The following is an 18242-nucleotide window of genomic DNA, read 5'->3' as shown; positions in this document are numbered from 1 at the left end:
CATCACCTTCACCGCCCCTGGCTATCATGTCCGCCTTCCACATCGAAGGCGGTGCATGTGTCGGTAGCGTTGGTATGGTTCCGCCGTGATCTGCGGCTGCAGGACAATCCGGCCCTGCAGGCCGCGCTGGATGCGGGTCACGACGTGGTGCCGGTCTATCTCCACGCGCCGCACGAGGAAGGCGAGTGGGTGCCTGGCGCGGCCTCCGATGCGTGGCGCCACCGTTCACTGGGTGCCTTGGACGCCGACCTGCGCACGCGCGGTTCGTCGCTGGTGCTGCGTAGTGGTGACAGCCTGCCGGCCCTGCAGTTGCTGATCGGGCAGACCGGCGCCGAGGCGGTGTACTGGAACCGCAAGTACGAGCCGGCTACGCAGGCACGCGACGCCACCATCAAACGCACGCTGCGCGAGCAGGGCATCGACGCACAGAGCTGCAATGGCAGCCTGTTGTTCGAGCCCTGGGACATCGCGACACAGCAGGGTCAGCCGTACAAGGTGTTCACTCCGTACTGGCGCAACGTACTCAGTCATTGGCGCCTGCCGACGCTGAGTGCCGCGCCGAAGGCACTGACCGCGCACTCGGTCGACGGCCTCGCATTGGACGAGCTGCGGCTGGCGCCCACGCTGGACTGGGATTCCGGCTTCTGGGAGCACTGGCAGCCGGGCGAGGCCGGCGCGCTGGAGGCGTTGTCCGTGTTCGAGGACGGCGCGTTGCGCGGTTACCGCGAGCAGCGTGACCTGCCGGACCGGGTCGGCACCTCGCGGCTGTCGCCGCATCTGCATTTCGGCGAGATTGCACCGTGGCGCATCGCGCATGCGCTGGAGAGATTGCGCAGTGCCGGCACTGACGCCGACATCGACGGCTATCTGCGGCAACTGGGCTGGCGCGATTTCGCCTACCACCTGTTGCATCACTTCCCGAAGACGCCGACCGACAACCTCAATCCGCGTTTCGACCGCTTCCCTTGGGCCACGCCCACTGCAGCGCAACTGCATGACTGGCAGCGCGGCAACACCGGCGTGCCGATCGTCGATGCGGGCCTGCGCGAGCTGTGGCACACCGGTTACATGCACAACCGGGTACGGATGATTGTTGCCAGCTACCTGTGCAAGCACCTGCGTGCGCACTGGCTGCAGGGCGCGCGCTGGTTCTGGGACACCCTGGTCGATGCCGACCTGGCCAACAACACGATGGGCTGGCAGTGGGTGGCAGGCACCGGCGCCGACGCGGCCCCGTACTTCCGGGTGTTCAACCCGGTCACCCAGGCGGAGAAGTTCGACCCGCAGGCGCGCTACATCAGCCGCTGGGTGCCCGAACTGGCGGCGCTGCCGGTGAAGGCGCGCTTCGCGCCGTGGCAGCATCCGCTGCTGCTGGCGGCGCATGCCCCGGGCTATCCGCGTACGCCGCTGGTGGATCTGGCCGCCGGCCGCGATGCTGCGCTGGCCGCCTACCGGCAGACGGGGGCTGGGTAAAGCGCGGGCTGAGCGTTCCAGTCAGTTAGCTGAACGCGGCCCTGTTGCCGCGACCGATCATCATCCCGACATCGCATCGGGCTGTTTATTCTCTCTGCGCCCGTAAGCCGCCGACCCGACCGGAAAACAAGGAGAACCACATGATCCGCAACACCACCCGCAACGTCGCACTGGCCCTGATGAGTGCGGCCGTCCTGTCGGCCTGCGCCACCGGCGGCTCCTATGTGCAGAGCGACCAGTACGGCAACCCGACCGAACAGCAGAACCGTACCGGCCGCAACGCGCTGATCGGTACCGCCATCGGTGTGGCTGCCGGCCTTCTGACCGGTGACAGCGCCACCGAGCGTCGTCAGCACGCACTGATCGGTGCCGGTATCGGTGCGCTCAGCGGCGCCGCCGTCGGCCAGTACCAGGATCGCCAGGAACGCGCGCTGCGCGAGCGCACTGCCAACACCGGCATCGATGTGCAGCGCCAGGGCGACAACATCATGCTGAACCTGCCGGACGGCATCACCTTCGACTTCGGCAAGGCCACCCTGAAGCCGCAGTTCTACGGCTCGCTCAACGGTGTGGCCGGTACGCTGCGCGAGTACAACCAGACCATGATCGAAGTGGTGGGCCACACCGACAGCATCGGCAGCGACGCGGTCAACAACCGCCTGTCGAAGGAACGCGCCGATTCGGTGGCGCAGTACCTGATCGGCCAAGGCGTGCAGAGCGTGCGCATCGAAACGCTGGGGGCCGGCAAGTCGTATCCGATTGCCGACAACAGCACCGATGCCGGCCGTGCCAAGAACCGCCGCGTCGAGATCCGCGTGATTCCGCTCAAGCAATAACGCGTAGCGTTGTTGCTGTTCCGGCCTGGCCGGAACGAAAATGCCGCCCTTGCAGGCGGCATTTTCTGTAGGTGCCGAGCTTGCTCGGCACGCCGATAGCGCTTCCGGTTGCGGCTTCTCCGAACGGCGCCGACCAAGGTCGGCATCTACCGAAAGCCACGCAGCCGGAACGAAAATGCCGCCCTTGCAGGCGGCATTTTTGTGGGTGCCGAGCTTGCTCGGCACACCGACAGCGTTCCCGTTCGCGGCTTCTCCGAACGGCCCCGACCAAGGTCGGCATCTACCGGACGCGGCGCAGCCGGAAGGAAATGCCGCAACTCATCTCCTGGTAGATGCCGACCTTGGTCGGCGCCGTTCCAACCGCAGTCGAGCATGGCTCGACTCTACAGAAGCCGGTTACACCGCCGAGGCGGCGACCTTCTCCAGGATGCGCTTGCCGCTGCTCTCCAACGCCGCGTCTTCCTGGGCCTTCTGCTGCTGTGCCAGCTTCGCACCCGGGCACTGCGCCAGCATGTAGTTGGCGTCGAAGTTGAGCTTTTCCACCAGGAAATCGACGAACGCCCGCACCTTCGGCGAGACCAGGCGGCCACCGGCGAACACGGCGTTGAAGTCCACTTCCGGGCCGGTCCAGCCGGCCAGCACGCGCCGTACCATGCCGGACTCGACGAACGGCTTGGCCATCACATCACCGGTCAGCAGCAGGCCTTCGCCACACACCAGTGCACCATTAAGCGCAGACATGTCGTTGGCGGTCATCAGCGGGGTGACCGGGAAGTCACGCAGCTCGCCGCCGTTCTCGCCCAGCTGCCAGGTGAAGCGCGGTGAATTGCCAGTGTGATACGGCTTGCGCATCGCCAGGATGCGATGGAACTGCAGTTCTTCCGGATGCAGCGGCTCACCATAGCGCTCGATGTAGGCCGGGCTGGCGAACACCTGCGTGCGCAGGCTGCCCAGCTTGCGCGCGACCAGGTTGGAATCGGGCAGGGCGCCCACACGCAGCGCCAGATCCGCTTCGCCGGCAATCAGGTCCAGCTTCTCGTTGCCCATGTGCATGTCCAGGCGGATTTCCGGATACTGCGCATGGAACTGGCCCAGCAGCGGGGCGATCCAGGTGATGCCGATCGAATAGGGCACGGTGAAGCGCAGCCAGCCGCGCGGGCCGGACTGCAACTGGCTCACCGCGCTTTCGGCTTCTTCCAGCTCGCGCGCGATGCGCTGGCAATGCTCGTGGTAGATCGAGCCGGCTTCGGTCAGGCCGAGGCGGCGGGTGGTCCGGTGCAGCAGCCGCGCGCCCAGGCGCGTTTCCAGCTCCTGCACTTTGCGGCTGACCGTGGTCTTGGGCAGGCCGAGCGATTTGGCAGCGGCAATGAAACTGCCTTGCTCGACCACCTTGACGAAGATCAGCGTCTCGTTGAGATCGTGGGACATGGTCGGGGATCCTGGACGTCGGGGATGGGCCAATCGTGACAGAACGATTGGACCGGGAGCGGGATGATTATTCCCCTTAATCAGGACTAATCAAGTAAAGGTTTGAGGTCTATCGTGGCGCCATTCGTGAAATGGAGCCCCCTCGCCATGAGCCTGCGCAACATTCTTGCCCGCTTCCGGCATGTCGGCCAGAACGCCCTGGACCTGGCGATGACCGTCGAAGCCCGTCCGAGTTCCTTGGTACACAAGGACTTTCGTGAGTTTACCGCGCCCATGCGTCAGCAGCGTGGCGGTGCCATCCGCCTGGCCCCGCACAAGGGTGACCGGCTGCGCCGGATCGGGACTATCCCGGATTTGGGAGGAAATGTCCCGTGAATGGGATACTGACGCCCGAAGTCCTGGTCCTCGGCGGCACCGGTGCCGTCGGCCAGGGCGTGGTCGGCGCATTGCTGGAAGCCGGCAGCCCTGTGCTGGTGGTTGGCCGCGACCCGGGTCGGCTGGCGGCGCTGCATGAGCAGTTCGCCGATGAGCCTGGCCTGGAGACGCTGCTGGGCTCGCTCAGCGATGACGGCTCGGCACGTGCCTTGGCCGAACGCATCGCGCAGCGCCCGCGTCCGCTGGCGGCGGTCATCGCCGCAATGGGTGGCCCCTACCGTCGCGGCCGGGTGACCGACCGCAATGGCGATGAGCTGTTGGGGGCGATGCAGGCCGACCTGATGCCGCACGTGCACGCGGTGCGTCACCTGCTGCCACTGCTGCAGGACAACGTGCATGCGCGCCGCTACGTGATGATCGGCAGCCCCGCCAACGCCAAGCCCTGGGCGGGCTACGGCGAGACCTCGATCACCACCGCCGCGCTGCGCATGTACGCGCAGGTGGTGCACCAGGAAGCGCAGGCACTGGGTGTGCGCGCGCAGATGCTGGAAGTCTGCAGTCCGGTGTGCACCCCGGCCAACGCGGCCAATGCGTGCATCGAGTGGCCAAGCTCGTTGCTGGTCGGTCGTCGTGTGGTCTCCCTGCTGGACGGCTGCCGCGACAACCGCGCCATCGTCCGCTGCGACAGCAGCGATGCCGAACTGCCGCGCGGCCTGCTGCACCTGGATGTCCCTCCACTGTGGCGCGATACCGCGGGCATCGCTTGACCTCGACCATGGTTGAGGTCGCAGTATGCGCCGCCGATTTTTGCAACACGTTCTCATATAGCTGTACCACCCCTCCGTACGGATGCATGCCATGACTTCCCCCAATACCACCCCACATCGTTTCGGCCATCGCATCGCGATGGTCGGCGTGTCGATCCTCGCCGCGGCCGTGCTTGCGGCCTGCAGCGGCGGCCATGCCGAAGAGGCCGGTGCTCCGCCGCCGCCGCAGGTCAGCGCCGCGCCGGTGCTGGTCAAGCAGGTCAGCCAGTGGGACGAGTTCAGCGGCCGCGTCGAAGCGGTGCAGAGCGTTGAACTGCGCCCGCGCGTGTCCGGTTACATCGACAAGGTCAACTATGTCGAAGGCCAGGAAGTGAAGAAGGGCGAAGTGCTCTTCACCATCGACGCGCGCAGCTACCAGGCCGAGTACGATCGCGCCGCCGCCGAGCTGGCCCGCGCCCGCACCCAGGCCACGCTGGCCCGCAGCGAATCCGAGCGCGCCAAGCGGTTGTCCGAGCAGCAGGCGATCTCCACCGAGACCGCCGAACAGCGTCGTGCCGCGGCCGACCAGTCCGGAGCCGCCGTGCAGGCCGCGCAGGCGGCGCTGGATGCCGCCCGCCTCAACCTGGAGTTCACCAAGGTGCGTGCACCGATCGACGGCCGCGCCGGCCGCGCGATGGTCACCGCCGGCAACCTGGTCACCGCCGGCGACAGTGCCAGCGTGCTGACCACGCTGGTCTCGCTGGATACCGTGTTCGTCTACTTCGATGCCGACGAAAGCACCTTCCTGCGCTATGCACAGATGGCACGCAAGGGCGAGCGCCCCAGCGAGCGTGACAGCGCGCTGCCGGTGAAGGTCGGCCTGTCCGGCGAAGAGGGCTACCCGCATGCGGGCAAGGTCGACTTCCTCGACAACCAGGTGGCCCGCAGCACCGGCACCATCCGCGTCCGTGCGCTGCTGGACAACGCCGACCGGCAGTTCACGCCGGGCCTGTTCGCCCGCGTGCAGCTGCTTGGCAGCGGCCAGTTCCAGGCCATGCTGATCGATGACAAGGCCGTGCTGACCGACCAGGACCGCAAGTACGTCTACGTGGTAGACAAGGATGGCAAGGCCCAGCGCCGCGACATCCAGCTCGGCCGCACCGCCGACGGCCTGCGCATTGTCGAGCACGGCCTTGCCGCCGGCGACAAGGTGATCATCGACGGCGTGCAGAAGGTCTTCATGCCGGGCATGCCGGTGCAGGCCAAGGCCGTGGCGATGCAGCCGCAGGCTGCGCCGGCACCGGGCCGCGATGCCACCGCCGCCCTGAACCACTGATCCGCCGGCTCCTGATCCGCGTCCCCGCTTAGCTGCCGGCGCCAGCGGCAGCCTTCCCTGCCTTCGTCATCCCGGCGAGGGGCAGGGTGGCTGTTGCCCGCCGGACGCCTTTCCCAGGAATTCCTCCATGGACTTTTCCCGTTTCTTCATCGACAGGCCGATCTTCGCGGCGGTGCTGTCGATCGTGATCTTCGCCGCAGGCCTGATCACGATTCCAATCCTGCCGATCAGCGAGTACCCCGAAGTGGTGCCGCCGTCGGTGGTCGTGCGCACGGTGTATCCGGGCGCCAACCCCAAGGTCATTGCCGAGACCGTCGCCACGCCGCTTGAAGAAGCGATCAACGGCGTCGAAGGCATGATGTACCTGAAGTCGGTTGCCGGCTCGGACGGCGTGCTGCAGATGACCGTCACCTTCCGCCCGGGTACCGATCCGGACGCGGCGGCGGTGAAGGTGCAGAACCGCGTGGCGCAGGCGCAGGCGCGCCTGCCCGAGGACGTGCGCCGGCAGGGCGTGACTACGCAGAAGCAGTCGCCAACCTTCCTGATGGTGGTGCACCTGACCTCGCCGCAAGGCAAGTACGACACCCTGTACCTGCGCAACTACGCCCGCCTGCACGTCAAGGATGCGCTGGCGCGTATTCCGGGCGTGGGTGACGCGCAGATCTTCGGTGGCGGCGACTACGCCATGCGTGCCTGGCTGGACCCGGACAAGGTGGCTTCGCGTGGCCTGACCGCCAGCGACGTGGTGCGTGCCATGCGCGAGCAGAACGTGCAAGTTTCGGCGGGCCAGCTCGGCGCCGAACCGTTGCCGAACAGCCAGTTCCTGACCCTGATCAACGCCCAGGGCCGCCTGAAGAGCGAAAAGGAATTCGGCGACATCGTGCTCAAGAGCGGCACCGATGGCGAGATCGTGCGCCTGGCCGACGTGGCCCGCCTTGAACTGGGTGCCGGTGACTACACCCTGCGCTCGCAGCTGGATGGCAAGAACGCGGTCGGTATCGGTATCTTCCAGTCGCCCGGTGCGAATGCGCTGGAGATTCGTGACCAGGTCATCTCGACGATGGACGAGATGCAGAAGACCATGCCGGCCGACGTGAAGTACGAAGCGGTGTATGACACCACCATCTTCGTGCGCGACTCGATCAAGGCCGTGGTCTCCACGCTGCTGGAAGCCATCGCCCTGGTGGTGCTGGTGGTGATCCTGTTCCTGCAGACCTGGCGTGCCTCGATCATCCCGTTGATCGCGGTGCCGGTGTCGGTGGTGGGTACCTTCGCCGCGCTGTACCTGCTGGGCTTCTCGATCAACACGCTGAGCCTGTTCGGCCTGGTGCTGGCGATCGGCATCGTGGTCGACGACGCGATCGTGGTGGTGGAGAACGTCGAGCGCAACATCGAGGAAGGCCTGTCACCCACCGCTGCGGCCCACCAGGCCATGCGTGAAGTGTCCGGCCCGATCGTGGCGATCGCGCTGGTGCTGTGTGCCGTGTTTGTGCCGATGGCCTTCCTGTCCGGCGTCACCGGCCAGTTCTACAAGCAGTTCGCAGTCACCATCGCCATCTCCACGGTGATCTCGGCGATCAACTCGCTGACCCTGTCGCCGGCCCTGGCCGCGCGTCTGCTGAAAGCCCATGGTGCTCCGAAGGATGCGCCGAGCCGCCTGATCGACCGCCTGTTCGGCTGGGTGTTCCGTCCGTTCAACCGCTTCTTCAAGTCCAGCTCGGAGAAGTACGAGCGTGGCGTGGCCCGCATCCTCGGCCGTCGTGGCGCGGTGTTCGTGGTCTACGCGATCCTGCTGGTCGGTACCGGCGTGATCTTCAAGCTGGTGCCGCCGGGCTTCATCCCGACCCAGGACAAGCTGTACCTGATCGCCGGTGTAAAGCTGCCGGAAGGTTCGTCGATCGCGCGCACCGATGAAATGCTGCGCAAGGTCGCCAAGATCGCCCAGGAAACCGATGGCGTGGCCCACACCATCTCGTTCCCGGGTCTGAACGCGCTGCAGTTCACCAACACGCCGAACACCGGTGTGGCGTTCATCCCGCTCAAGCCGTTCGCCGAGCGCCATGGCCGCACCGCCGCACAGATCAATGCCGAGATCAACCAGAAGATCGCCGGCCTGCAGGAAGGCTTCGCGTTCGCGATGATGCCGCCGCCGATCCTCGGCCTGGGCAACGGCAACGGCTACCAGATGTTCATCGAGGACCGTGGCAACCTGGGTTACGGCGCGCTGCAGAATGCGGTGCAGGCAATGCAGGGCACCGTTGCGCAGACGCCGGGCATGGCCTTCCCGATCAGCAGCTACCAGGCCAACGTGCCGCAGCTGGATGCCGAAGTGGACCGCGTCAAGGGCAAGGCGCAGGGCGTGCAGCTCACCGAGCTGTTCGACACCCTGCAGACCTACCTCGGTTCGGCCTACGTCAACGACTTCAACCAGTTCGGCCGTACCTGGCAGGTGATCGCCCAGGCCGACGGTCCGTTCCGCGAGACGGTCGAGGACATCGGCAAGCTGCGTACCCGCAACGACCGCGGCGAAATGGTGCCGATCGGTTCGATGGTCACCATCAAGCAGACCTTCGGCCCGGACCCGGTGCTGCGCTTCAATGGCTATCCGGCAGCAGACCTGGCCGGTGAGGCTGACCCGCGCCTGCTGTCCTCGGCCGAGGCGATGAACAAGCTGACCGAGATCGCCGGCAAGGTGCTGCCGGTGGGCATGACCACCGAATGGACCGACCTGAGCTACCAGCAGGCGACCCAGGGCAAGGCGGCCTTCATCGTGTTCCCGGTGGCGATCATGCTGGCCTTCCTGGTGTTGGCCGCGCTGTACGAGAGCTGGTCGCTGCCGCTGGCGGTGATCCTGATCGTGCCGATGACCCTGCTGTCCGCGCTGTTCGGCGTGTGGCTGACCGGTGGCGACAACAACGTGTTCGTGCAGGTCGGCCTGGTGGTGCTGATGGGCCTGGCGTGCAAGAACGCGATCCTGATCGTCGAATTCGCCAGAGAGCTGGAGATGGGCGGCAAGGGCATCGTTGAAGCCGCGCTGGAAGCCTGCCGCCTGCGTCTGCGCCCGATCGTGATGACCTCCATCGCCTTCATCGCCGGTACCGTGCCGCTGGTGCTGTCGCACGGCGCGGGTGCCGAGGTGCGCTCGGTGACCGGTATCACCGTGTTCGCCGGCATGCTGGGCGTGACCCTGTTCGGCCTGTTCCTCACCCCGGTGTTCTACGTGGCCCTGCGCAAGTTCGTCACCCGCAACGGCGGTGGCCAGCTGGTGCAGCACGGCGAGCCGACCATCCACCACTGACATGGAACCCCGTCGCCGCCGGTCACTGGCCGGCGGCGGCTTTCCACCCACAAGGCATGCATCCATGAATACCCATCAGAACAAGATCGCGCTGGTCACCGGCGCCACCCGTGGCATCGGCCTGGAAACCGTGCGCCAGCTGGCCCAGGCAGGTGTGCATACGCTGCTGGCCGGTCGCAAGCGCGATACGGCGGTGGAGCTGGCACTGAAGCTGCAGGCTGAAGGCCTGCCGGTCGAAGCCCTGCAACTGGACGTGACCGACGCGGCCAGCATCGCCGAAGCGGTCGAGCAGGTGCGCCAGCGTCACGGCCGCCTCGACATCCTGGTCAACAATGCCGGCATCATGATCGAGAACCCGGCGCAGGCGCCGTCGGAGCAGTCGCTCGACACCTGGAAGCGTACCTTCGACACCAACGTGTATGCGCTGGTCGCAGTAACCCAGGCATTCCTGCCGCTGGTCAAGCAGGCCAAGTCCGGGCGCATCGTCAACGTGTCGAGCATGCTCGGCTCGCAGACCCTGCACGCGGATCCCTCATCGGGCATCTACCACTTCAAGATTCCCGCCTACAACGCGTCCAAGGCCGCGGTGAACAGTTGGACCCTGAGCCTGGCCTACGAGCTGCGCAACACCCCGATCAAGGTCAATACCGTGCATCCCGGTTACGTGAAGACCGACATGAACGGCGGCAACGGCGAAATCGAAATCGCCGAAGGCGCGCGCTCCAGCGTGCAGATGGCGCTGATCGGCGAATCCGGTGCCAGCGGCAGCTTCACCTACCTGGGCGAGGTGCTGCCATGGTGATCCGCACGTTGGCGATGGCCGTCTCCAGCCTGGTGCTGGCAGGCTGTGTCAGCGTCGGCCCGAACTACAAGGCACCGGTGCAGGAACCGGTGGTCCTGCAGAGCGCACAGCAGCCGGTCTTCAGCAGCGTTTCGCCGGTGGCCAGCTGGTGGGCGCAGTTCGATGATCCGGTGCTGGAACAGCTGGTGCATGGCGCCCTGTCGGACAACCTGGACCTGCGCGTGGCCGTGGCCCGCGTCAGCCAGGCCCGCGCAGTGTTCGTCGAAAGCCGTTTCGACCAGGCGCCGCACATCACCGCTGGCGGCAGCTACGACCGCCGCAAGCAACCCGATCCGCAGCTGGGTGGGCAGCGGATATTCAGTGAAAGCTACCAGCTCGGCTTCGACGCCGGCTGGGAGCTGGATCTGTTCGGCCGCAAGCGCCGTGCCGCTGAGGCCGCACGCGCCGACCTCGGTGCCGAGCAGGCCAACCTGGCCGATGCGCAGGTACTGGTCGCCGCCGAAGTGGCACGCAATTACTTCGAGCTGCGCGGAACGCAGAAGCGCATCGCGGTGGCCCAGCACACGCTGGAAAACCTGCGCGATACGCAGAAGCTGACCGAGGCGCGCTGGGAACTGGGCGCGGGAAGCGAGCTGGATGTGCAGAGCAGCCGCGCCCGCCTGAAGGCGATCGAGGCCGACATCCCGTTGCTGGAAGTGGCCGAGGCGCAGTCGCGCAACCGGCTGGCCGTGCTGCTCGGCCAGCGCCCGGAAGTGCTGACCGACATGCTCGCGCCGCACGACGTGCCGGCCTTCGCCAAGGCGCTGCCGCTGGGCGATACCCGCGAACTGCTGCGCCAGCGCGCCGACGTGCGCGTGGCCGAGCGTCGCCTGGCCGCTGCGACCGCACGCGTGGGCGTGGCCACCGCGGACCTGTTCCCGCGGTTGTCGCTGTCCGGCTTCGTCGGGTTCCTCGGCGGCGATGCCAGTGGCCTGGTCAATGGCAACAACAAGGCCTGGTCGCTGACCCCGTCGCTGAGCTGGGCAGCATTCGACTTCGGTACCGTGCGTGCACGCCTGCGTGCCAGCAAGGCTGAAGCCGAAGGCGTGGCCGCGCAGTACGAGCAGGCCGTGCTGCTGGCGCTGGAAGATACCGAGAACGCGCTGACCCGCTATTCCAAGCAGCAGGCACGGCTGGCGATCGTGGTCGAGCAGGCACAGGCCGCACGGCGTGCCGAATCACTGGCACAGATCCGCTATCGCGAAGGCTCGGAAGACTTCCTGACCCTGCTGGATGCGCAGCGCACGCAGTTGGCGGCCGATGACGCCCTGGCGGCGGCCGAGTCCGAAGTCAATGTCAGCGTGGTGGGCGTGTACAAGGCGCTGGGCGGCTGGGGGCAATCACCGCAGCAACCGAGCGTGGCGCAGGTGCAGTAACCGCAGGGGACGGAGGCAGTGGCTTCCGTCCCCTCCTGCTTTCAAGGCCACTGATTGGCCGGCACCTCGCGCTCGCGCATGCGCACGATGCAGAAGCGATGGCCGGTCGGTGCTTCCATCACCCACCAGCGTTTGACGAAGCCTATCCGGCGCGCGCCGAGCTTCTCCAGGCGGTCGGCCTCGGCATCGATGTCGTCGCTCTCGATGTCCAGGTGCACCCGTGACGGGTGATCGACCCGCTGGACTTCCACGTTCAAGCCCGCCGGTGCACCCAGCAGGTCGGCATACTCGGCGCCCCCTTCGACACGCGCCGCCTGTGCCTGCAGGCCGAGCGCGGCGGCCCAGAAGCCGGCACCTGCGTCGGCGGGAAGGTCCTGGCAGTCGATGATGAATCCAGCCAGCCGGCTCTGGTGGGCCATGTCCTGCTCCGCAGTTCGGGGGAGGAGGCAGGGTAACGCGATGCGTTCCGCGTACATCTTCACCTTCGTGACGTTTCTGACTCTGCCGGAATGCCGGCCCGACGTGTAACAAGTGGGTCAGGCACTCGGGAGGACAGGCGATGGCGGATGGAAGGCGGGATACCCAACGGATGTTGTTCGGCGATCCGGGTCCACCCGGTGCGGGTCTGTCAGTGGCGGTCGTGGTGCTGCTGGTGCTGGCGACGATGGCGGCGGCGGTCGGTTTCCTGCGCCTGCAGGATTCGATGTTGGGGCTGGGCCTGATTGGCGTGGCCGTGTTCCTGGCGATCGGGGCCCGCATCTGCCAGGCGCGCGACCAGCATCAGGCGCTGTATCGCCTGCTGTCGCGGCAGCCACCGCCGTAGCGGCGGCTGCCGTGGCTGCTCAGTGCCTGGGCCAGTCCAGTTCGACCACCAGCGGGAAATGATCCGATGGCAGCACGCCACCGATGCGGCGGTCATCAGTCAGGAAGCTGCGCGCATGGAAGCCGCGCACCAGGACCCAGTCCAGCTGCACGGTGGCCTTGCCGGTGAAATCGTGGAAGGTCAGCCGCGGGCCCTGCGGAGCCTTCACCTGGGTACGGGTGTCCTGCAGCACGCGGGTGAATGCCTTGTAGGTGTCGCCGCCGGGTTCGCTGTTGAAGTCGCCGGTCAGCACGACGGGCAGATCGGCCGGCAGGTTGGCCACGCGCTTGCCGATCAGTTCGGCACCCTTGACCCGCCGCGGCTCGTCTTCGTCGCGGTAGGGCAGGTGGGTGTTCATGAAGTAGAAGCGGCGGCCGTCGTCGATGCGGCGGAACAGCGCCCAGGTGACCATGCGTGGATACAGGTTGCCCCAGGTGATGCTGCCGGGCACATCGGGCGTATCGGACAACCAGAAGTTGCCTGATTCCTCGATCGCCAGCACCTTGCTGTCGTAGAACACGCCCATGTGCTCGTCGCCGCTGCCGCCGCGGCGGCCCTCGCCGAACCAACGGTAGCCGGGGAGGTGCCCTGCCAGGTACTCGGCCTGCTCCTGCACCAGTTCCTGGGTGCCGATCACCGCCGGGTGCGCATCGAGGATGACTTTCACCATCGCGTCGCGACGGTCGGGCCAGCGCTTGCCCGGCTCGGTATCGGCCGGGGTGCGCACATTGAACGACATCACCTTCAACGGCGCGGGGGCTGCGGCCCAGGCGCTGGTCGCAGGCAGGGCAAGCGCCAGCAGCGCAGACAGTACAGGGCGACGGAAACGCGACAACATCGTGGAATCCCTCCATTCCATGAAAACGGTTTCATAGAGCATCGCACGGATTGTCTGTTCATGGCTGTGCGCGCGCTGGCGGTATCCGCCGGTCGCCGCGGTGTATTCAGCAGGGCCTTTGACAGCGCATTGACCCGCCCGCGCGGGCCTGCGTGCTAGAACGGCGCTGCCGGCCACTGAACCCGGCACCGCAGCAACCATCAACGGAACCACAAGGAGCTGTGCCATGACACGATTGATTCGCGCCCTGCAGGTGTCGCTGAACCTGCGTTCGGACAATTCCACGCAGTGCATCCGTTCCAAGTATCGCTACTGGAATATCTTCTGACCGGAAGGACTCCACGTATTCGATGACATCGCCAGGGAGGGTCGATGATCTTCCCTGGCATTGGAGGCAGGGCATGGATGAGCGTGCAGCGGATGCGGAAGTGGTTTCCATCGACGACCTGCTCGAACGCGTGCGTCGCGAAGGGCCGGTACTGCGCTTCAACAATGATGTCGTCGGCATCTTTGATCCGGCCCTGGCGGTCAGGATCGACAAGGCCAACACCGACCGGCACACCGTACCGGATTCACTGATTGATTTTCTTGGGCTGCGCAGTGGCAGGGACCCCGTTGCGTGGCGCGAGGTGCGGGCGTTGCTGAGCGAGCAGGCCGGGCGGCTGGCCAGTCCCGGCCACATGCGCGACCTCTACACGCGCATGCACGGCTTCCTTGCCCAGCGCGCGGACAGGCCGCATGACCTCAGCGAACTGAGCTGGTGGACGATCTCGCAGTCGCTGTTGCCGATGCTGATCGACGGCCTCAGTCGATCCGACGTCGATGCGCTCATCGGTGAGCAGAAGACCCGATACAACGCCATCGTGCTGCAGAACTTCTCGTTCTGGCGGCGGATCATCGACTTCCATCTTTCCCGCCGCGCGGCCCGCACGGTGTCGCGGCACATCCGGCGTCGTGCGCGCCAGACCGTGCCGCGCGAGGACTTCCTGCAATCCCTGCTGCCGCTGGTGCAGCGGGTCGGGGTGGATCGCGTGGCCTATTTGGTGTCGATGGTGCTGGCCGGCATGTCGGGCCTGCCGGGCATCACGGCGGCCAGCCTGCTGTACGCGATGCATCGATTTCCGCACTGGCAGGCGCGCATCCGCGAGGAAACCTCGGCGCTGAGCCTGGAGCAGTTGTATGCGCTGCCGATCAAGTCGCTGCCGTGCACGTCGCGTTTCGTCAAGGAAACCCTGCGGCTGTGGCCGGGACTGTTCGCCCTGCATCGTCCGGCCTCGCACGATATCGACATCGAGGGCGTGTGCATCCGCAAGGGCGGGGCATACGAGTTGTCGTCCTACTTCCAGCATCATTCGCCGGAGTACTGGCAGAACCCGGACAGCTTCGATCCTGATCGCTGGTTGCCGGAGCGACGCCAGGCCAACAAGGGCGCCTACGTGCCCTTCGGATTTTCCTCGCGGGCCTGCATCGGCAGTGCGGTCGGCCACGCGCAGCTGCTGCTGTTCTGCGCATTGGTGACCCGCGATTTCGAGTTGACGGTGCAGGATGAGCCCACGCCGTGGATGCAGCTGGAAGGCTTTGCGATTCCGGTCGATTTCATCGGTACGCTGACGCCGCGGCACGCCTGACAGCATCTGTACTGCCTGGCTCAGTCTTCAATCTCGCCACGGCGGCCTGCCGCGCGCACCGCCTGCGCGGTGGTGGCCACGCCGAGCCGTTGTCGCGCTCGCCGCAGGTGGTTCTCCACCGTGCGGGGAGACAGCCCCAGCGTGGCCGCGATCTCCGCCTGGCGCCGTCCAGCGGCGACCCAGCGCAGCACCTCGCGTTCGCGTGCGCTCAACGCGCCTGCGCGAACATCCGCGGGCGCCTCGGCGAGCTGGCGCGCCGCACGGAAGGCTGACCTTCCGACCATTTCCAGCAGCAGGCGCGCGCTGGCGGATGCATCAATCGAGGTGCCGGCGAAACTGACCGCACCCTCCAGGCCGGTCGGGCCGAACACCGGAACCTGTAATCCATGCAGGCCATCGCCGCGCGGCTGCTTCACCACCTGATAGCGTTCGCCGCGCACGCCCTGGCGCTTGCTCCAGAAGAACGGCGCATTGCTGTCCAGTACATGGCGGTTGACCGGGCAGGCATGCAGGTAGCGGGCAAGTCCGGTATCGCTGCCGTCGCCGAACCAGTCACCCTCGATCCAGTACACGCGCTGCGCGTCGCGTTCCAGCCCGGTCCCGGTGGCAAACACCAGCAGTCGATCGTAGCCCAGGGGTGAGGCGGCGGCGCGCAGCACGCCGCCCACCGCGGGCAGTGACCGCGCCTGTTCCAGTTCCAGCAGCGCGGGCACCAGCGCAGGCATTAGCTCAGCGCCCCGCCAGTGCATCGAGCAGCGTACGCGCGGCCAGCTTGCCCAACGCGTTGCCGGCCAGCGGGCTATCGCCGGTCAGCAGCAGGCGATCCTGCAGCACGCTGCCATCGATGCCCTCATTGACGATCTGCACGCCCTGCTGGGCCAGTCGTTCACCGAAGAACCAACGCAGCTGCCCCGGCATGTAGCCGATCTCCGGTGTCTGCCGGTCCATTGCGTCGGGGAAGGCGCAGATGCGGTAACCACGGAACAGCGAGCCACCGTCGGCTTCGTCGACGCCCGCCGCCAGCAGCGCCGCCGGGCCATGGCAGAGCGTGATGATGTGGCGCTGCCCGGCCATGGCCCACTGCAGCGTGGCCTTCACCGCCGCGCTCTCCGGCAGGCCGATCAGTGCGCCGTGGCCACCGGGAATGAAGATGGCGGCATAGTCCGAATCGGCTCCCAGGCCGGCCACCACCTCATCCAGCTGCAACGGCTGGCGGAAGCGCGACTCATAGCGTTCGTACAGGGCGCCGATCTCGCGGTCCTCGCGCGGGAAGGCCCACCATTCGAACTTGACGGCGTTGCCGGACAGCGTCGCCACGTCGATGTCGAAGCCGGCCTTGTCCAGGTGGTACATCGGCAGCAGGGTTTCCACCGGATGGTTGCCGGTGGAGAACAGGTGGCCATTGGCGGTCGGTAGATAACGCTCGTCGGCGGCGATCATCAGCACCTTCCAGCGGCCGTCGCGGCGCGCATCCGGATAGTCGGCCCCGGACAGGTCGCTCTGGGGCGAGGTGAACTGCGACAGCGAGTACGGCGACGGGAAGAAGGCATCGCGCTCGGCCGGATCGGGGCTGGGCTGGCGGCTGGGCTCTTGCGTGTTCATGCGGACCTCCGTTGGGGGAAAGTGAGCCCAGCATAGGAGGCCGCGTGCGCAGGCGCGATGAGGGATTCCCCTCAATGGACCACCACCCGGATGCTGCATCGCGCCACCGGCCCGGTTGGACAGCGGGATTATGTCGTGTTATCTAGCCGGTGCCGGGATAATCCCGGCATAACCACACAGCAAGCAAAGGAATGAAAATGAAAAGATTCGCCCGAGCATTGCGCGTCACTCTGAATATCCATCCGAACGAGAAGAGCAGTGTGTGGAATACCTGGCCGCTCTGGGTCGAGTTCTGATCCTGCGGGGCAACCCCGCGATTGAGCGGTAGCAAGACGAAGGGACTCGTCTTTCGAGTCCCTTCCTGCCGGAGACGCACTGCATGCAAGGGATGTCGAATGAAGGCAGCGCCATTGCTGCCGAGCGCCTGGCTGCGCGGGTGGAGCGCGAAGGACCGGTGCTGAAACTGGAAACCGGCGGTATCGGGGTGTTCTGCCCAGAGCTGGCCGGCAAGGTCGACAAGGAGAATTCCGAGCACCTGTTCGTGGTCGAGTCGCTGGCCGACCTGTTCCGCCGGCACGAACGCGTGCGCTGGACCGAAGTGCGCAGCCTGATCGCCACGCGCAGTGCTGAGCTTACCGGAGCGCAGACCCTGGAGGCGCTGCAGTCGCGCATGCGGCAGGCGTTGGACGCACTGTGCGGGCGCGAGCTGGATGCCACGCCAGCCGTGTGGAAGGTGATGGCGCATCCGCTGGTGCCACTGGTGATCGACGGGCTCGACGCGCGCGGTACCGAGGCCATCGAACGCGCCCTGCATCTGCGCTACACCACCCAGGTCGAGCAGGTCATCCATCGGCGTCATCTGCTGCGCAACTTCCTCATCGGTCGTGGCGAATCGCGGGCGATCGCCGCCGAACTCAGGCGCCGGGTCCGCAGCGGACGTTCGCCGCTGGACTACGCGCAGTCATTGTTGACCCTTCGCGAGCGCATCGGCCTGGACAAGGTCACCTACCTGGTCACCGTGCAACTGATCGCCATTTCCGGGGTGCCCGGCATGATGGCCGCCTGCCTGCTGCTGGCGATGCAGATGCATCCACACTGGCGCCAGCGCATCGAGGAGGAATTCGCGCCGCTCTCGGATGCGGAGATCCATGCGCTGCCGATGGCCAGGATTCCCTGCACGATGCGCTTCCTGAAGGAAGTGATGCGGCTGTATTCCACGCCCTTCAACAACCGTCGGGTGGCCGCCTGCGATCTGCAGGTGGAAGGGCAGGCCATCGCCGAGGGCACGGTGTTCGAGCTGAGCTCGTTCATCCAGCATCGCTCGGCGAAATACTGGGATGACCCGCTGCAGTTCGATCCCGATCGCTGGCTGCCCGAGCGGCGCAAGCGCACCGCCGGCATCTATGTGCCTTACGGCTTCCCCACGCGTTCCTGCGTGGGATCGGCGGTCGGCAATGCACAGCTGGTATTGCTGTGCGCGCTGCTGGCGCGCGAATTCCGTTTCACCCCCAGCGCCGACTACCGGCCCGAGGTGCGCATGGAAGGCTTCGTGATTCCCGCGGCGCTGCACGGCACGTTCTCGCGCCATACGGCCGGTGCCTGA

16 protein-coding genes are annotated in these 18242 nt (G+C 66.5%); 11 read left to right on the top strand and 5 right to left on the bottom strand.

The features are described 5' to 3' along the window. Nucleotides 1-57: 57 nt before the first annotated feature. Together AC5P7F_RS11260 and AC5P7F_RS11255 are read left to right on the top strand one after the other, a co-directional pair. A complete protein-coding gene (locus AC5P7F_RS11260) occupies nucleotides 58-1473 on the top strand; it encodes a cryptochrome/photolyase family protein (protein WP_032959146.1) in 1416 nt (471 codons plus the stop codon). Between the two features lie 140 nt (nucleotides 1474-1613). Next, on the top strand, nucleotides 1614-2309 hold the full coding sequence (locus AC5P7F_RS11255) for a YiaD family glycine zipper/OmpA-like lipoprotein (RefSeq protein ID WP_014646784.1): 696 nt from the start codon (nucleotides 1614-1616) through the stop codon (nucleotides 2307-2309). 396 nt (nucleotides 2310-2705) lie between these two features. On the opposite strand, the gene AC5P7F_RS11250 is transcribed toward AC5P7F_RS11255, so the two are convergent. Then, nucleotides 2706-3737: a LysR family transcriptional regulator gene (locus AC5P7F_RS11250; protein ID WP_032959145.1), complete on the bottom strand. Its 1032-nt coding sequence runs from the start codon at nucleotides 3735-3737 to the stop codon at nucleotides 2706-2708. Between the two features lie 147 nt (nucleotides 3738-3884). On the opposite strand from AC5P7F_RS11250, the gene AC5P7F_RS11245 reads away from it, so the two are divergent. The 6 genes from AC5P7F_RS11245 (at nucleotide 3885) to AC5P7F_RS11220 (ending at nucleotide 11709) form a co-directional block, all read left to right on the top strand. After that, a complete protein-coding gene (locus tag AC5P7F_RS11245) occupies nucleotides 3885-4112 on the top strand; it encodes a hypothetical protein (RefSeq protein ID WP_134808747.1) in 228 nt (75 codons plus the stop codon). Next, nucleotides 4109-4879 carry an SDR family NAD(P)-dependent oxidoreductase gene (locus AC5P7F_RS11240; RefSeq protein ID WP_014646786.1) on the top strand — a complete coding sequence of 257 codons (771 nt, stop codon included), beginning with the start codon at nucleotides 4109-4111 and terminating at the stop codon, nucleotides 4877-4879. Before AC5P7F_RS11245 ends, AC5P7F_RS11240 begins: the two co-directional genes overlap by 4 nt. A 91-nt stretch (nucleotides 4880-4970) precedes the next feature. Then, a complete protein-coding gene (locus AC5P7F_RS11235) occupies nucleotides 4971-6194 on the top strand; it encodes an efflux RND transporter periplasmic adaptor subunit (protein ID WP_014646787.1) in 1224 nt (407 codons plus the stop codon). A gap of 127 nt (nucleotides 6195-6321) precedes the next feature. Then, on the top strand, nucleotides 6322-9492 hold the full coding sequence (locus tag AC5P7F_RS11230; RefSeq protein ID WP_481462491.1) for an efflux RND transporter permease subunit: 3171 nt from the start codon (nucleotides 6322-6324) through the stop codon (nucleotides 9490-9492). 64 nt (nucleotides 9493-9556) lie between these two features. Continuing rightward, nucleotides 9557-10294, top strand: coding sequence for an SDR family oxidoreductase (locus AC5P7F_RS11225; RefSeq protein ID WP_049439198.1), 738 nt, complete (start codon nucleotides 9557-9559; stop codon nucleotides 10292-10294). Further along, complete coding sequence (locus AC5P7F_RS11220) at nucleotides 10288-11709, top strand: efflux transporter outer membrane subunit (RefSeq protein WP_142234585.1); 1422 nt, start codon at nucleotides 10288-10290, stop codon at nucleotides 11707-11709. The genes AC5P7F_RS11225 and AC5P7F_RS11220 overlap by 7 nt, the downstream gene beginning before the upstream one ends. 41 nt (nucleotides 11710-11750) lie before the next feature. Here the strand turns inward: AC5P7F_RS11220 and AC5P7F_RS11215 are convergent, their stop codons facing one another. Continuing rightward, a complete protein-coding gene (locus AC5P7F_RS11215) occupies nucleotides 11751-12128 on the bottom strand; it encodes a VOC family protein (RefSeq protein WP_014646791.1) in 378 nt (125 codons plus the stop codon). Between the two features lie 140 nt (nucleotides 12129-12268). Here AC5P7F_RS11215 and AC5P7F_RS11210 point away from each other — a divergent pair, with 140 nt between their 5' ends. Beyond that, the gene (locus AC5P7F_RS11210) at nucleotides 12269-12532 is read left to right on the top strand and encodes a hypothetical protein (protein WP_032959134.1); all 264 of its coding nucleotides are present in this window, start codon (nucleotides 12269-12271) and stop codon (nucleotides 12530-12532) included. 19 nt (nucleotides 12533-12551) lie between these two features. On the opposite strand, the gene AC5P7F_RS11205 is transcribed toward AC5P7F_RS11210, so the two are convergent. Further along, nucleotides 12552-13409 (bottom strand): endonuclease/exonuclease/phosphatase family protein, encoded by an 858-nt coding sequence (locus AC5P7F_RS11205; protein WP_032959133.1) that lies wholly within the window; start codon nucleotides 13407-13409, stop codon nucleotides 12552-12554. 401 nt (nucleotides 13410-13810) lie between these two features. On the opposite strand from AC5P7F_RS11205, the gene AC5P7F_RS11200 reads away from it, so the two are divergent. Continuing rightward, nucleotides 13811-15037 carry a cytochrome P450 gene (locus AC5P7F_RS11200; protein ID WP_049439203.1) on the top strand — a complete coding sequence of 409 codons (1227 nt, stop codon included), beginning with the start codon at nucleotides 13811-13813 and terminating at the stop codon, nucleotides 15035-15037. Nucleotides 15038-15057: 20 nt separating this feature from the next. Here AC5P7F_RS11200 and AC5P7F_RS11195 read toward each other — a convergent pair whose 3' ends face one another. Together AC5P7F_RS11195 and hchA are read right to left on the bottom strand one after the other, a co-directional pair. Then, entirely contained in the window at nucleotides 15058-15762 is a 705-nt protein-coding gene (locus AC5P7F_RS11195; protein ID WP_164077414.1) for a PA1136 family autoinducer-binding transcriptional regulator, read from the bottom strand. A gap of 4 nt (nucleotides 15763-15766) precedes the next feature. Continuing rightward, a complete protein-coding gene (gene hchA, locus AC5P7F_RS11190; protein ID WP_134808750.1) occupies nucleotides 15767-16639 on the bottom strand; it encodes a glyoxalase III HchA in 873 nt (290 codons plus the stop codon). Nucleotides 16640-17018: 379 nt separating this feature from the next. Here hchA and AC5P7F_RS11185 point away from each other — a divergent pair, with 379 nt between their 5' ends. After that, nucleotides 17019-18242: a cytochrome P450 gene (locus AC5P7F_RS11185; protein ID WP_262243324.1), complete on the top strand. Its 1224-nt coding sequence runs from the start codon at nucleotides 17019-17021 to the stop codon at nucleotides 18240-18242.

The organism is Stenotrophomonas sp. YJH_SMC_105-26, assembly GCF_059368915.1.
This window is presented reverse-complemented; position numbering and strand designations above follow the sequence as displayed.